This window comes from Cryomorphaceae bacterium, from assembly GCA_007695365.1.
GTDB lineage: Bacteria > Bacteroidota > Bacteroidia > Flavobacteriales_D > SKUL01 > SKUL01.
In genome coordinates this window covers 19,790-35,421 of the sequence record REDV01000086.1, presented here as the reverse complement: position 1 = coordinate 35,421, position 15,632 = coordinate 19,790, and the positions used below count along the sequence as shown (strand labels likewise).

The 15,632-nt window shown below is 51.2% G+C and carries 9 protein-coding genes; 5 read left to right on the top strand and 4 right to left on the bottom strand.

What is annotated here, in order from left to right; all coding sequences use genetic code 11:
• Positions 1-6 precede the first annotated feature (6 nt).
• The 5 genes from EA392_08065 to EA392_08045 all read left to right on the top strand — a co-directional run bounded on the left by EA392_08065 (position 7) and on the right by EA392_08045 (position 7,183).
• Positions 7-195, top strand: a complete 189-nt coding sequence (locus EA392_08065) for a hypothetical protein (GenBank protein ID TVR39009.1) — start codon at positions 7-9, stop codon at positions 193-195.
• Between the two features lie 88 nt (positions 196-283).
• A complete protein-coding gene (locus tag EA392_08060; protein ID TVR39008.1) occupies positions 284-652 on the top strand; it encodes a hypothetical protein in 369 nt (122 codons plus the stop codon).
• Entirely contained in the window at positions 649-1,836 is a 1,188-nt protein-coding gene (locus EA392_08055) for a DUF2062 domain-containing protein (protein ID TVR39007.1), read from the top strand. Before EA392_08060 ends, EA392_08055 begins: the two co-directional genes overlap by 4 nt.
• 3 nt (positions 1,837-1,839) lie before the next feature.
• Positions 1,840-5,676 carry a methyltransferase domain-containing protein gene (locus EA392_08050; protein TVR39006.1) on the top strand — a complete coding sequence of 1,279 codons (3,837 nt, stop codon included), beginning with the start codon at positions 1,840-1,842 and terminating at the stop codon, positions 5,674-5,676.
• Complete coding sequence (locus EA392_08045) at positions 5,666-7,183, top strand: NAD(P)/FAD-dependent oxidoreductase (GenBank protein TVR39005.1); 1,518 nt, start codon at positions 5,666-5,668, stop codon at positions 7,181-7,183. Before EA392_08050 ends, EA392_08045 begins: the two co-directional genes overlap by 11 nt.
• Positions 7,184-7,240: 57 nt before the next feature.
• On the opposite strand, the gene EA392_08040 is transcribed toward EA392_08045, so the two are convergent.
• The 4 genes from EA392_08040 to EA392_08025 all read right to left on the bottom strand — a co-directional run bounded on the left by EA392_08040 (position 7,241) and on the right by EA392_08025 (position 15,549).
• Positions 7,241-8,011, bottom strand: a complete 771-nt coding sequence (locus EA392_08040) for an SAM-dependent methyltransferase (GenBank protein TVR39004.1) — start codon at positions 8,009-8,011, stop codon at positions 7,241-7,243.
• A 158-nt stretch (positions 8,012-8,169) separates the two neighbouring features.
• Positions 8,170-9,393 (bottom strand): TlpA family protein disulfide reductase, encoded by a 1,224-nt coding sequence (locus EA392_08035; protein TVR39003.1) that lies wholly within the window; start codon positions 9,391-9,393, stop codon positions 8,170-8,172.
• Positions 9,394-9,431: 38 nt separating this feature from the next.
• Positions 9,432-14,537 (bottom strand): hypothetical protein, encoded by a 5,106-nt coding sequence (locus EA392_08030; GenBank protein ID TVR39002.1) that lies wholly within the window; start codon positions 14,535-14,537, stop codon positions 9,432-9,434.
• Complete coding sequence (locus EA392_08025) at positions 14,509-15,549, bottom strand: hypothetical protein (protein TVR39013.1); 1,041 nt, start codon at positions 15,547-15,549, stop codon at positions 14,509-14,511. Before EA392_08025 ends, EA392_08030 begins: the two co-directional genes overlap by 29 nt.
• Positions 15,550-15,632 lie beyond the last annotated feature (83 nt).

Sequence of the window (15,632 nt, the reverse complement as noted above, 5' to 3'; positions counted from 1 at the left end):
GTGCGCATGACGCCCACCGATCGCACGATGGCCGAACACGTTAGCCACATGGAACTTTTTTTCGGCGATGATTACCGCGTACGTGAAATGAGGATGACAGCCGCCAACGGCGATTTTACCGTGTATCGTTTCTCTAATCAGGTGTATAACCAGCCTGTTTCCGCAGAAGTGTTTAAGCCTGAGCCCCTGCGATAGGTTCAGAATTTCGCGGAATGCCGGCCTTGCTTTTCATCTTCACCAAAACATTTCTAAAACGTACCTTTACCGCTTTACTTTAGCCGTGTTGTTAAACGACCTATACGAATTGCACAAGGTAGATGTGGACGGTGAATCCTCGGGCCACATTGCCTTTTTTGGCCTGAACGCTGCCCACGATATTTTTGGCGGCCATTTTCCCGGATCGCCCATTTTGCCCGGTGTTTGTCACATGCAGATGGTGGTGGATGCCGTTTCGGCTATTACAGGCAGAGATCTTCGCGTGCTGGAAGGGACCGATTTGAAGTTTACCGCTGTGGTTGACCCGCGGCAGGGCAATGAGCTGGAGGTGAAAGTGCAAACCGAAACCCTTGAAGACGGAACGGTGAAAGTGATGAGCAGCACCTGGTTTAACGGTGATGTGTGCTTCAAGTTCAAAGGTCTGCTCAAGGAATGACCTCCGTGCTGGATAGCATGTTGCGGGCAGCCGACTGCTGCATCGTGGTTCCAACGTACAACAATGCCCCCTTTTTACCGGCTCTGCTGGAGCGCCTTGCCGCCGAAACCCACCGTGTGGTCATTGTGAACGACGGCTCCACCGATGATACGCGTCAGCTACTCGAATCCTATGAGGATACTTTTCTCGTGCTGCATCACGACCGCAACAAGGGTAAAGGAATGGCTTTGCGAAACGCGTTTCGGGCGGCGTGGCAAGCGGGCTACCACCATGCCATTACCATAGACTCCGACGGGCAGCACCTCACGGAAGACCTGCCCAAATTTCTGGAGGAAGTAACCCGGCATCCGGGAAGCATGATTGTGGGTGCGCGCAATATGGACCAGGAAGGTGTACCCGGAAAAAGCAGTTTTGGAAACCGCTTTTCTAATTTCTGGTTTTATGTGGAAACCTTTCAGAAACTGCCCGATACGCAATCTGGCTATCGTTTGTATCCACTGGAACCCATCAGTGGCATGCGCTTTCACACCCGCAAATACGAGTTTGAGATAGAAGTGCTGGTGCGATTGGCATGGCGCGGAGTACGCATCGTGTCGGTGCCGGTATCGGTGATTTACCACACCGATGGCTCGCGCATTACGCACTTCAGGCCGTTTCACGATTTTGCGCGAATCAGCGTGTTGAATACCATATTGGTACTGTTGGCGTTTTTCTACCACCACCCGCGCTCTTTTTTTCGCTCCCTGAATTGGACGAACATCAAAGCCTTTCTCAACAAAAACCTCCTGAAAACCAAAGCCAGCAACGCCAAACTCGCCGCCGAAGTGGGCTTTGGGGTTTTTATGGGAATTTTCCCCATTTGGGGTTACCAGATGCTGGTGGCGGCTTTTGTGGCCCATCTCATTCGCTTCAACAAGGTAGTGGTGCTCCTGGCATCCAACATCAGCATCCCGCCCATGATTCCATTCATCATCTACGGAAGCTACATGATGGGCGGATGGGTGATTGATACCTCGGAGCGGCCTCTGCAGTTCTCCACGGAAATCAGCGTAGCGGATATCGGTATTCATTTCAGCCAGTACCTGTTGGGAGCGGTTATGCTCTCGTTGACTGCGGGAATAGCAGTGGGCTTGCTCTTGTATCTGCTCTTTTTGCTCTTTCGCAAAGAACCTCTCAAAAGCTGATGGATGGGAGCCTTGTTCACAGCGATATACCGTTTTTTTCGCGCGCGCAGATGGTTGCTGGCCTTGCTGCTGCTGGCATGGGCAGGCCTTGCTCTGTGGAGTATTCAGCGAATCTCTTTCTCAGAGGATGTAACCGACCTGCTTCCTGCTGACCAGCGCGCGCAAAGCGTGCTCAAATCGCTGGATGCCGCCGTGTTTTCAGATAGGGTGGTGCTCCACCTGATGGCTGATTCTTCTGCCGAAATGCACCTTGCCGACGTGGCCGAAGAACTTCTTATGTGGCTGGAACCCCTCCAACCTCAATTGCTCAAAGATGAACCCATGCGGGTGGATGAAGGCGATGCCGGAAGGCTATATGACCTGATCATGGATCAGCTGCCTTTCCTGCTCACAGATGCAGATTATGCCTACCTCGATTCCTTGCAGCACCCCGATGCGATTCGCAGTCAGGCGCGTGCAAACCATCGCCAGATTACCTCGCATTCAGGTTTTCTTACCTCGCGCTTTGTGGTGGCCGATCCTTTGGGACTTGGGCTTAGGGTGCTTAACAGACTCAACCAGTTCAACCTGGATGAACAACTAGAGCTGGTGGACGGCTTTTTAATGTCGCCGGATGAACGCCATCTCGTACTTTTCGCCCAACCGGCTTTTCCGGCCAACGACTCGCAGCTCAACACAGCGCTTTACGACTCGTTACGGGCAGTTGCCAAAAAAACCAACGAGTTGACCCATGGAAGTGTGGTCCTCGAAATGTTTGGAGCACCACTGGCAGCTTCGGTGAATGCGGCCCAAATCAAGCGCGACATCTTTTTTACGGTTTCACTGGCGGCGGCGGCGCTTCTCGTGGTGATATTCCTGTTTTACCGCAGTATCCGCGTGTTTGCGCTGATTCTGATTCCTTCGCTTGTTGGAGGAGCATCTGCGCTGGCGGTTTTTGCCTGGCTCGGTATGTCGGTTTCGCTCATTGCGGTGGGCATTGGTTCAATTTTGCTCGGAATCAGCGTAGATTATGCGCTGCATGTGTTCACGCATTTCAGGTCAAAAGGCAAAGTGGAAGAGACCATTCACGACCTCGCAGAGCCGACGCTTCTGAGCTCGGTTACCACGGCCGCCGCCTTTTTTACACTTCTCACACTGCACGCACCGGCCATGAAGAACCTGGGCATTTTTGCGGCTGTAAGTGTGCTGGTGGGAGCGGCTACGGCTTTGTTGCTTCTGCCACATTTTCTATCGCAGGGCATGCAACTGCACGAATCCCGGCGCAACAGCATGATTGACCGGCTCAATGCTTTGCGTCCCGATAAAAGCCGTTGGGTGGTAATGGGTGTGCTGCTGCTCACCGGGGTGCTCTACTTTTTGCCGGGTGAAGTGGGTTTTGAAGGCGACCTTCTGAAAATGAACTACACCACGCCCGAACTGGATCGTGCAGAGCAAAACCTGAATCGCATCAGCACGGCATCGCTTAAAAATGTATTGCTCGTTTCTGAAGGTGAAAACTGGCAGCAAGCCCTCGAAACTTCGTATGCGCTTCAGAAAAAGTTAAAGAGCCAAAGCCCCGAAGGAAGTCTGCAGGCCCTCGCGTCATTTGTGTCGATTGTGCCCACTCCCGAAGAGGCCTTACGACGCAAAGCCAGGTGGGATGCCCGCATGACGCCGGAATACATCACATTTCTTTCACAGGAAATGAACCGCGCCGGTATGGAATTGGGAATGCGCGATGGTGCTTACGAAACGTTTTTCCGGCGGGCAAAAGAATCGTACAGCCCACCGGATTATGTGGAGTGGGCGAGCATTCCGCTGTTTCGGCATTTTGTGCATCGCGAAGATGAGCGCGTTCAGTTGGTAACCGTGGTGCGCACCGAGCAAGAGTGGAGACAACAGATTACACAGCTTGCGGCGGGTGTGAGCGGAGTGATGGTGCTCGACAAACAGCACATCACCAACGAAATCATTGCCTTTGTGTCGCAGGATTTTGAGCGACTGGTACAGTGGTCGCTACTGATCGTTTTTCTGGTGTTGCTTATCGCCTATGGCAGAATAGAAGTGGCCCTGTTTACCTTTTTGCCCATGATGATTGCGTGGACGTGGACCCTGGGTCTTATGAAGCTTTTCGGACTGCAATTCAATATCTTCAACATCATCATTTCAACCTTTATTTTCGGTCTGGGCATTGATTACAGCATCTTTATTTCGCGGAGTATGATGCAGCATTTCAAGTACGGGCGCGATGAGCTCGTTTCCTACAAGAATTCCATTTTCATGTCGGCCTTTACCACCACCGTGGGCGTGGGTGTGCTGATTTTCGCCCAACACCCTGCTTTGCGCTCCATCGCCGGAATGTCCTTGGTCGGAATCGGTAGCATGGTGTTGATTGCCTACACTTTGCAGCCCATGCTTTTTCGCTGGGCAATGATAGACCGCAAGGAACGGGGACTGGTACCTGTCAACATCATCAACCTGGTGCTTGGCGTGTTTTCGCTCACCTACTTTTTTGTGGGGTGCCTGGTGCTGAATGTGGTGATGCTTTTTTTACACCTGTTCCCATTTGGCAATGAGCGCAAGCGAAGGTTTTTCAGAGGCTTGATGGGTACCTTTCTTGGCTCACTCGCAGCCATCATGGTGAACGTGCCCCGTCGCTACCTCAATCCGCACAACGAGGACTTCAGCAAACCGGCCGTGGTGATTGCCAACCACCAGAGCTTCATTGATATCCTGATTACGCTCAATATTCACCCCAATATGGTGATGGTGGTGAAAAAGTGGGTGTACGACTCGCCCGTATTTGGGTGGGCGGTGCGCTATGCCGGCTATTTTCACGTGAACGATGGTTACGAACGCTTTATTCCAAGGTTGCGGGAACTCGTGGCACAGGGATGCTCCATTGTGGTTTTTCCGGAGGGAACGCGCACGGAAGATGGCTACCTGAACCGTTTTCACAAGGGAGCTTTTTATCTCTCGGAAGAGTTGAAGCTTGACATCGTGCCCATCATTTTTCACGGAAGTCATTACTCCATGCCGAAGGGCGATTCATACCTGCTGAAAAACGGCATGGTTCACCGCCTGATTGAACCGCGCATTCCTTTCGCTGACCGCAGTTGGGGCGACACATATCAGGAACGCACCAAAAGCATTGCCCGCCATTTTAAGCAGCGCTACGCCACCTTGCGCAAGGAGTGGGAGTCGCCGGATTACTTTCGCGACCAGTTGCTGCGAAACTACATCCTTAAAGGGCCGGTGCTGGAGTGGTACACGCGCATCAAAACCCGCATGGAAGGCAATTACCGGTTCTTTCACGAGCACCTGCCCCAAAGCGGAACCATTGTGGACATTGGCTGCGGATACGGATTCCTGGCACACATTCTCGCTTGGACTTCCCACGAGCGCACGGTTATAGGCCTGGATCACGACGAAGAAAAAATTGCGGTGGCCAATAATACATCCACTCCCACGCCGAATCTCCGCTTTGAAGTCCATAACGTACTCACCGACCCCCTGCCGCGTGCAAACGCATACGTGCTGGCCGATGTGTTACACTACCTCCCGGCCGAAGATCAGCAAAGGGTGCTGGAAGCTTGTATTGGGGGGTTGGAACCCGGCGGGCTGATACTGGTGCGCGATGCGGATGCCGCCCTCGAAGAAAGGCAGCGCGGTACCTGGCTCACGGAATTTCTATCAACCAATATTGGTTTTAACAAAATGAACCGGAATGAGTTGTGTTTTGTAACGCGCGACTTTATCTCCGGAGTGGCCGAACAAGCCGGTGCCACGGTTGAGGTTGTTGACAACACCCGCTTTACCTCCAATGTGGTGTACCTAATTCGCGCAAAAGATGGAAGATGACCGCACATACGACGTGGTGATTGCGGGCTCGGGACTTGGCGGTTTGCTCTGTGGCTACTACCTGGCAGGTCGCGGCATGAAGGTGTGTGTGCTTGAAAAAAATGTGCAATACGGTGGATGTTTGCAGGTGTTCAGTCGTGATAAAACCTTGTTTGACACGGGGGTGCATTACATAGGTGAGCTGGACGAAGGCGAGCCATTGCACCGCATTTTTTCCTACTTCGGATTGATGGAGCACCTGAAGTTGGAGCGATTGGATACCGATGCATTTGACGTAATCAGTTTTGACGGCGATCCGCGTGAGTACCCGCTTGCCCAGGGACGCGAACATTTTGTGAACCGACTGGCGGAGTTTTTCCCGGAAGAGCGTGTCTCCATTCAGCGCTATGTGGACGTCTTGAAGGAAGTGAGCGACTCTTTTTACGCCAATCAGTTGCGCGAAACTTCCTGGGAGGCGCTCAATACTGAAGCCATGCGCACCGATGCCCAGGCTTTTATAGCGTCGCTTACAAGCAATATAAAGCTGCGCGAAGTGCTTGCCGGCAACATCCCTCTTTACGGCGGCTTGGGTGGAGTTACGCCCCTCCACCAGCATGCGCTCATTGTGAACAGCTACCTGCAGAGCGCGTGGCGATGCGTTGACGGCGGAGCCCAAATGGCCAAACACCTCGCTGCCGGAATACGGAGCAGGGGAGGTGCGCTCTTCCGCAGAAAAGAAGTAAGCGAACTGCAGGTGGAGAACGGAGTGGTTCGAAGGGTGCAAACGGCTGATGGAGATGTGTTTGAGGCGAAGTATGTGATTGCCAATTTTGCGCCGGAAAAGGCCCTTGCCTTGTTGCGCGGGGGTGCGCTGCGGGCTTCTTATCGCAGGCGGATTGCAGATGTGCCCGAAACTACGTCGTTTTTTGCCCTTTATGTGGTGTTTAAGCCTGGTACTTTTCCCTACCTGACGCGAAATTACTACCACTACAGCCGCCCTGATGTGTGGTCGGCGGTGAATTACCACAAAGCCCAATGGCCCGACAGTTGGCTGTTGTACCCTGCGGCGGTGTCGCCGGCACAACCCCACGCGGTGGCCGCCACGGTACTGGCGTACATGCACTACGATGAGGTGCGCCAATGGGAGGATTCTTTCAACACCACGGCGCAGCCCTCAGGTCGCGGCGACGACTACGAAAACTTTAAGCATCAGCGCGGCTTGCGATTGATCAACGCGGTCAATGAGCGATTTCCGGGTTTTAAGCATGCCATTCAAAGCTGGCACACGGCCACCCCGCTCACCCTGCGAGATTACCTGAATGTACCCCGTGGTGCAGCCTACGGAAAACTCAAAGATTACCGCCAGCCACACCGCGCTTTTGTATCACCGCAGAGCAAAATCCCCAATCTGTTTTTTACCGGTCAGTATGTGCATCTGCACGGCATCAAGGGCGTTACTACCACTGCTTTGCTCACCTGCGGCATGTTATTAAATGAGCCGGTGTTTGCGGAGGTGGTGGGGGGGTAGGTTGGTGGAGAGGAGTATTGGAGTAGGGTACACAGAGGGGGCAGAAGGTCAAAAGATTTATTTCATTCCAAGAAAAATGTCCTCATCCATGCACAACCCGTATTTCTCATATTTTTTCGAAATGTTGACGCGTTCAACTTTGAAGCCTACTGCACGCAGTTTGTCTGCGTAGTCCTGCCCGTATATCCGTACATGATCAAACTGACCAAATACCAATTCCCTTTCTTTCGGATCGGTTACGGAAAAATCTTCAAATGTTGATTCAGAATTACTCGATATTGGCACCTGCAGAATTGCTCTTCCATTCGGCTTTAAAACCCGAAACAACTCTTTCATGGCATCTCCATCATTCGGCACGTGTTCAAGTAAATGATTGCATATGACGAAATCAAACGAATTGTCTTCGAAGGGAATGTCTAAAACATTCATATTCTGAACGTAGTGGGGGTAATTGTAGCCCTCGGTAAACAAGTCTCCGCAGACATATTTCTCGAATCCAATCTGGCTCAACAGATTAGACAAGTTTTTCTCTGGTGCGAAATGCAAAATCCTCAAGTTCTTGCTGTCAAATACCTTGAGGACATGTTTGAGGTAAACATAAATTAACCTTTCCCTGTCTGAAGATCCACATTTGTAACAACCGGCATTTCTCAAACCTGCGCCAATCACTTGTTTTTCTCTCAAAACTTTAGAGTCTAACCCAATGGGCGCCAATTCTTTTGCGTTAAAACCACAGAACGGGCAATTCACCTTGTTTCCCGAAAGCATCGCGAGCTTAATCCTCTTCTTCATTCCTGAAGGAACGATCTTCTTGAGTGTTTTTATCATCGGTATTATTTTCTAAAATCTCCCTGCTTACATCTGTCTGCAGGCTCAACTGCAACCTGTGTGGGTTTTCGTTATCTAGCGAACGGATTCATATTTTCTGTCGCCACTTGCGCCGTGTGTGTCATTTGTGCGGCCACAAGTCAACGCAATATCGGGAATTACTCAGAGGCTTGACCCAATAGTTCCACCACCTTCTCGTCCACCATAGCCATCATTTCTTCTGAAAAGCCCACGTGGCTCCAATATACCTTACCCTCACGGTCGAGCAGGTAAAGGGTTGGATAGGCGCGCACGTTCATCTGGCTTGTAGCTGTCCTTCCGGAATCGAGTACATTGGGGTAGGTCATACCATAGATACCAAAAAACTTTTGCAGTTCCTGGTCACTTCGGTCGGCATCCACCGGATTCACTCCCAGAACCACCACATCACTACCGGCGTACTTGCGATGCAAGGCCTGCAAATGGGGGATGGCCTTTTTGCAAGGAGCGCACGATACGTACCAAAAGTCGAGTAATACAATCTTTCCCCGGAGCTCCTCCAGACTTATGTTGCCCTCCCCCAGCATAATGGGTAAGGTAAAGTTGGCGGGTTTTGTTCCCACCTCCAACAAGGGTACCTCCTTGTAGTCAGTTGCCTTGTAGTAATTTACCTGGTAGTGGTCGGGGTAGTTTGCCTGCGCAACACTGTTGAGCGCACCTTCTTCCGGGGTGCGGTTAAAGCGCATCGTGAGCTCGTTGTACTGATAGGTGTCTTCAGGTACATAGCGCACACTGAAGGTTCGTTGCACGGGCAAATACGACGATGCGCTGATAAAGTAAGTCGTTACGAAATCTGCGTAGTCACCCTGATCGGGGTCTGTTCCTTCAAAATGATGACAAGGCTCACCTGATATCTCCTTCAATCCTAAGTAGTTCCATGAAACATCATCATTTTGCATATTAAAAGGATCCTCGGCAGTAAGAACCCTGCAAAGGGCCCCTGATATGTAGTTGCCGGAAATAAACCCCGCACCGGGTACACCTGTACCATTCGAGTCAGGGCTGTCAATCAACACACTCTGCTGCTCGTGGTCTACGATGGTACACTCGCGCCCGTTGAAATAATGCTCAGTAAGGCCACCCTGTTGATTTGTACTTGCTATGCGCGTATGGTAGCCCAGGGTGCTGTCGCTGGGCACGCGGTAAAGTACCACATTGCCATTTACATTGAGCGTATCGGTATTGTCAAAATATTTGGCGAGGTATTGAAAATCGTAGGTAAAGACTGTTTGATCCAGAATAACCTGACGGCTCTTTTTCAGAATATCTTCCGGGGTTTCGCTTGGGGTACAACCAATGAGATAAGCTGCGGCGAAGAAGAGTGCAACTTGAGATAAACGCATGGTAGAGTAATTTGCAGTTGAACCGCCAATGTACTCATTTATCGGATAAGGTACATTTTTCCGAACTCCTGCCTGAAGTACTGACTGGCGCCCGTTTCGCGCTTGGTGATGCTTTGCCCGTGTATTTTGGCAATAACGCGGTACAGGTACACGCCGTTGGCCAGCCGGTCGCCATACATATCGGTACCGTCCCAGTAAAAGTCGGTGATGTTGCGCCCCACCCTGATGGGCCCCAGCTCCATGTGGGTGATTTCACGCACAATTTTACCGGAGATGGTCATAATCTGGATTTTTATGTAGTCGGGCACTTCTGAGCCGGTGAGCGTAAAAACAAAATGTGTTTTGGTAGAAAAAGGGTTGGGGTAATTAAGCACATCGGTAATGGTGCTTTGATTGATAACCTCAAAACTGATACGGTAGTCTTTTTCACCGCTGGGATTACCCGATTTGTCGGTTGCACGCACCAACAGTGTGTGTGTGCCATCCAGATCAAAGCGCGGCCTGTAGAGAATCTGAAAACGGTTAGTTCCTCCCGATGCCGGTATCCATTGCATATTGGGCATTCCTCCCTGGTAAAAATAGTGGCGCTCAAACTCGCCTCCTGGAGGTGATATAAAGATCTCAAAATTGGAGGTATCGGCGTCTTCGTTCATCATCAGAAACATGTTCTCGTCGGTGAGCGAAATGCTGATTTCAGGATTGGCCGAAACGATTTCTCCATCCAAAATATGCAGTCCGTCAAAAGTGACGTCAAGCAGCGGGTTAATCACATCGCGCGACACTTTGAATCCCACCTGCAAAAAGTTATTGAAGCGGTGATGCTCAAGCTGATCGAATTGACCTGTTTGCGGGTTGATGGGGTTGATTTCGAGCCTGAACTGGTTGCTTCCTGACAGTCCCCACGAATCAAAAATGAGCGAATCAATAATGGTTTCTCCCGCCGGTAGGGGGGCAATACGGCGCAGGTCAATTTCCTGTGTGGTGTTGTTTTCGCGCACCACCCAATAGCGCACAAGCAGGCTGTCCATATCCACGGTGCTCACGTTGGTAATGCCGTAGGAAACCAGCATTTGCTCGCCCTGGTCTACTTCGGGAGATTCAAACACAAACCATGCAGCGGGATTAACGGCGGCGTCGGGTACTTCGTCGTGCAACAAATGCCAGCGACGAAGCTGGGCCGGGGTTTGATTTTCGGTGTCTTTGAGCCGCGTGCGGATCCGCAGCCTTGGGTACTCCGATGCATCTACCCAGTTGCTTAGCTCGGGTTTATCAAATGAAAAGCCCGAGGTTTGAGAACCCGGAATATCCAAAACTGTATTATTAGTGGTGATTCCCCTCAAGCGCACTCCTACCGAATCGGTGCTGGGGTTTTCTCTGGGGTGAAAGCGGTAGTGAAACGAGCCCCATTCAGCTACCGGTCCGGCAGGAGGAGACACCATCACTCCCTCATCTCCCGAAGCCTGAAGCAGTGTATTGAGCTGAATGACATCATTTAAATCGGCCCCGAAAATCTCTTCGACTGAGCCTCCATCGCCCTTGCGTACAAAGAAAATGTAGGGAATGCTATCGTGCTCAGTGGGATTCACAGTAGAGCCCAATTGCGACATCGTGTTGTAAAAGTTGGTGTTGGACAGGCTGGTTTCAACCAAAAAACGCCATGTGTAGATTAGAAGATAGTGTCCATTCGGCACAGCATTTAGCACCATATCTGAGAAACCCTGCATTTGCGCCTCATTGTTTTGCCTGAAAATAAAGAAGTACTCCACCCTGTTCCTACACGCCGAACCTGTATTTTGATTTCCGAAATCGTTTTGGGGATTTTGCCCGTCAACCGCAGTGCCCCAGGCCTCAAAAGTGGTAGGGTCGAGCACCACCACGTGCATAGCCGGAGGATTGGCGCATCCGCCGTATTCAATGATGTTGAGGTCAAGTGCAACTTCATTGTTCAGTGAGGTTGAATTCCCAAGCACGTTGCAGCGTAGGTTTACCGTTCCGCTGAAAAAGTCAATCAGTCGGTCGGGTTCATTGTACACAAGCTGACCGAAGAAATTGTCTTTAAACTGCTGAAAGTGTGCCTGTCCCCATCCTGTTTTTTCGGGTATGTATTGAAAAGAGCTTTCACGCCACTTTAACTCATTGAGCGGAGCGTCGTCAATGGCTACCCGCCAGAAGTACACGGTGCTATCGGTCATGGTAAAAGGCAGGGGCCACTCAATCACACCACCGTTTTGGGTAAGTACTTGTTGGGTGAGAAAGGGACTGTTGAACGAGCGTGTGGTATCTACCTGAAAGCGATAGGCGGTTTCAGAGGCAAAAATATCACCGGTAGATGCTTTCAGGCTGATCTGCGGGTCAGCAACTACGGCGTAGCGGTAGGGGTAAACAGGGATAATTCCACCACTGGTAATGTTGAGCTGCACGCCCAATACCACGTTGTTCCCAAAATTGTCGAGTTCGTCCACTTCCACCGAGGGGAGGTCCACGCTGACATCAAATGTATTGATGCCCAATGATCTTTCGGGTTGCACAGGCATGGTTATACGCACGGTGTCCTTGTAATGGAGGTGATCTACCCTCACCACGTACACCGAATCGGCGCCGTTGTCGGGAAATTTTCGTTCAACCACTACATCAAAACTCTGATTGGTGGCTTTACCGATATTCTTCAGTGCCACATTAATGGTCAGCGAATCCATGATGGCTGTGACCTCGGGCGGGTCGAAAAACACGCTCGATTCGGAAATGGCGTAATCGGGCTTGGGAAAAGAGTTGAGTACAATGGCAGGATCGCCATGAAGTGTCATGCCCAGCACTTGGTTTTGCATCATAATTCCCGGTGTCTCACCCGAAACCAGTTGAATGGTTTTCCGCATGTGGTCACCGACCGTTCCTCCGTAATTCTTGGAGCTTAGTTGTTTGTAAAACTCCTTACTGTACACGTTGAGAGTATTGGCAAAACCAAGTTCTACAGTGGATAAGAAGCCAATCACTCCTTTGTTCTGAAGCAACAGGAAGTTCTCGCTGGTGCTATTGCTTCCGGGTTGGTGAATGTCACCGGTAAAGCAGGCATTACCAATGAGAAAAGGAAAACGACCATTCCACTCGAAGTTATTGGGATCGTCAATACTTTGGTCGAAACCGGTTCCGCCTGCGTGCCCAAAAAAGGTCATCAGCGAAACCCCTCCGTTGATCAGGTCGCTGATTTCGGCCGAAAGATTGATGGAAATGGGGTCCTGCGAAGTTTTAAAGAACGAATGCACGTTCCCACCAAAACAGGTGTCGGAAATTATGGCTTTGTAGTCATTTAAAAAGCCCTGAAAGGTATTTTGCTCCTGATTATTTACGCCACCCCCAAAATGCATGACATTTTTCATCCACTCTGCCGGGGGTTGATTTTCGAAAGTCTGCACCTTGTTCAGGTAATCTATCACATCCTGCGGCGTTTCAGCAGCCAGTCGGCCCGTTCGCAGCGCAGGCGCCCAACCCGGGTTGTTTTGCAACCCACGGGTTATCAGATTGTCACTACTCGGATAGCCAAACGACGGTACAAGGTTGCGTTCAAAATGGGCAGGTACTTTCCGCGCGCCGTTCTGGCCGGCGTTACCTACGGCTTCGCGTATGGATTTCCCGACTAAAAAGAGGTACTGCGGCGGAGTGGTCCAGTTGGTGAGCAAGAAGTCTGAAAAACGCCGCACGGCAAGTCCACACTTTTCAATTCCGCCTCCAAATTGATCGTACAGTTCCTCCACATCCACCACAAAGGTATTGAAGCGCAGATTGCGATGCGCTGCGTAGGTCTGAGCCGCGGCCAGCAGTTTATTGTGCGTTACGATTACGTAGGCCGAATCAACGTTGAAAGTGGCGAAATTGGTGAGAATACCATTACCTGCAATACCGGCCGCCTTAACTTGTGTTACCGTTTGAATGGCATTGCCGGCCACCACGTAGCATGGTATTACATCCGAGCCTGTTTGAGGAATGCCCACCTGCCAGAAATTTCCGTCGGGCTGAGCCACGATACGCCTTGGAGCATTTCCGCGCGCGTACACCACAGGGTTTTGGCCTATTCCTTCAAAGCGAAAACGCTGCAATTGTCCTGAGCCGTCCGATGGTATGTGCACATTCCAGCCCGAAGATCCGGCCAGATTGGGAACCATGGGGTATTGAAGGGTGATATTTGCCGCTGCAATCTGATCGGCCGCTACACCCAGGTCGTTTACCGTGCGAAACCCTACTGCAGAGTTGTTGTTTCCAAGCACTGAACTGGGCACATTCCAGTTGTGGTGTACCACTTTATACCCGAAAAAGGTTTCGTCGTAAACGATTGTTAGGTTGTTGAAGTTGTTTCCGGTACCGGAGGCAATCTGCACGTGGTGGTTGGGTTGACCCGGTTCCACTCCGGCGCTGTTGAGGCTGGCAAAGGTTGTTCGGAATTCGGCTTGCGGCGCTCCGGGACCCGTGTAGGCATTGCCCGAAGGAATTTGATAAAGTCTTGGATTCGCAGCATTGCTTGTGGGAAATCCAACCCGCAATCCCACCCAGCCCTCGCCGGCAGTGTAAAGTGGTGAAGAGGCCCCCCACACGTCCATTTCGCCCGGGTGGTAAATGTTGCTGAGAATCAGGTTGGAAGTGCGCCACACAAATGGGGTGGGCTCCAAATCATCCAGTTCCTGATTGGCCAATGTCTGGTAACGCAGGTTATTCAGGTTTCCCTCCTCCCATGTGATGTAGTAGTAAATGGTGTCGTTGTACAGGCTATAGCCGGGATTGGTGTGGTTTTGTGGTTGGTTATAGGTCAGCACGTCGAGCCAGCCGTCGTTACCGGTTGCATAGAGCTCTATGTAATCGGTGAGGTTAAAGGTGCCGTCTTCCTCACCGTGCACATAAATGGGAACTTCATTTTCGCGACTGTACACCTGAATGGTGCGGGGGTCAATGGTAGCGAGCGGAATGCCGGCAGCGGCCAGGGTGTTGTAGGGAATGCGGTACACGCCCTCTTCCCACACCTTGAATTTATAGTAACGCTGGTTGTAGTTTATCCACTCGTTTCCGAAGGGCTGTGCCAAGGCAAAAAGCGGCATCAGCCAGAAGAAAAGCCCGAGCGCCCGACGGGCACTAGATATCCAGGCGCAGCGAGAACACATGCGAGTAGAGTGCCTGTGAAGTATTTCCGATATTGGTAAGGGCGTAGTCAATACTGATGCTTTTAATTTTGACGCCCACCCCCATGTTGGGTTGGAAGCCCCATTCTTCAGAGTTCAATTCGTTGAGGTGTCGTTGAATGTTACCTACACCGGCCCTTAAAAATACCATTTTCTGATAACTTGCCTCTAGACCAACCACCGGCTCAATGCTGATGGGGTCGGCACTGATCACTACGTTTCGCCGGCCGTCGAAGGTGTTTACGAGGTTGATTTCACCAAGCAGTGAGAATTTGTCATTGAAAGTGAATTCTCTGGCAACTCCCAGGATCAGTCGTGGTAAGGTGAGTTCCAGCCCGTCTTGCGGTATTTCGTTATCCGTAGCTTCAAATACAGCCACGGTAGCATCGTCAAGGGTAAAGCTCCAGGCATTAAAGGTAGAGGTCACGTCTCTGGCCACCGCCGAAAACATCCAGCCTTTATGGTGATAGTTGGCTGCAACATCCAAGCCAAACCCCCACGATTTGGCAAAGCTACCCACCACGCGGTGAATCACTTTGAGGTTACCTCCTATGCTAAGCCCCTTGATTCCGGTTTTCTTGGCGTAGGAAAGCAGAAAACCGTAGTCGGCAGCGGTAAAACTGGTAATGCGGTCGTAGTCAATGTTTCCGTTGGCGTCTATTAGCTGGGTGGTGTTGGGAATGTCGTCCACCCCAAACCGCAGAATGGAAATTCCAATGGCTGAGGTAGAATCAATGGGCTTGGCAAAGGCGCCGTAATCGTACTTTGCGATACCTGCAAAATACTCCGAGTGCATAGCACCCACCTGAAATTTATCCTGTATGCCGAGCAATCCCACCGGATTCCAGTATCCGGCCGTAACGTCATTCACCGAAGCAATCTGCGCTCCACTCATGGCGAGCCCGCGGCCACCCACCCCAATGGCGAGAAACTCGTTACTGTACTTGGGTGCCTGAGCAGCGGTCTCCAATGAAAGCAAGAGAACCGGGAGAATAACTCCAAAGCGGGCTAAATCGCGCAGACCATACATAAGGCGTAAAATTACATTTTCGCTCAAAGCAGCATAGGTGGTTCGAT

Coding starts and splice junctions, on each gene's coding strand:
- EA392_08065 (TVR39009.1), top strand. CDS start 7: ATGACGCCCACCGATCGCACGATGGCCGAACACGTTAGCCACATGGAA.
- EA392_08055 (TVR39007.1), top strand. CDS start 649: ATGACCTCCGTGCTGGATAGCATGTTGCGGGCAGCCGACTGCTGCATC.
- EA392_08050 (TVR39006.1), top strand. CDS start 1,840: ATGGGAGCCTTGTTCACAGCGATATACCGTTTTTTTCGCGCGCGCAGA.
- EA392_08045 (TVR39005.1), top strand. CDS start 5,666: ATGGAAGATGACCGCACATACGACGTGGTGATTGCGGGCTCGGGACTT.
- EA392_08040 (TVR39004.1), bottom strand. CDS start 8,011: ATGATAAAAACACTCAAGAAGATCGTTCCTTCAGGAATGAAGAAGAGG.
- EA392_08035 (TVR39003.1), bottom strand. CDS start 9,393: ATGCGTTTATCTCAAGTTGCACTCTTCTTCGCCGCAGCTTATCTCATT.
- EA392_08030 (TVR39002.1), bottom strand. CDS start 14,537: ATGTGTTCTCGCTGCGCCTGGATATCTAGTGCCCGTCGGGCGCTCGGG.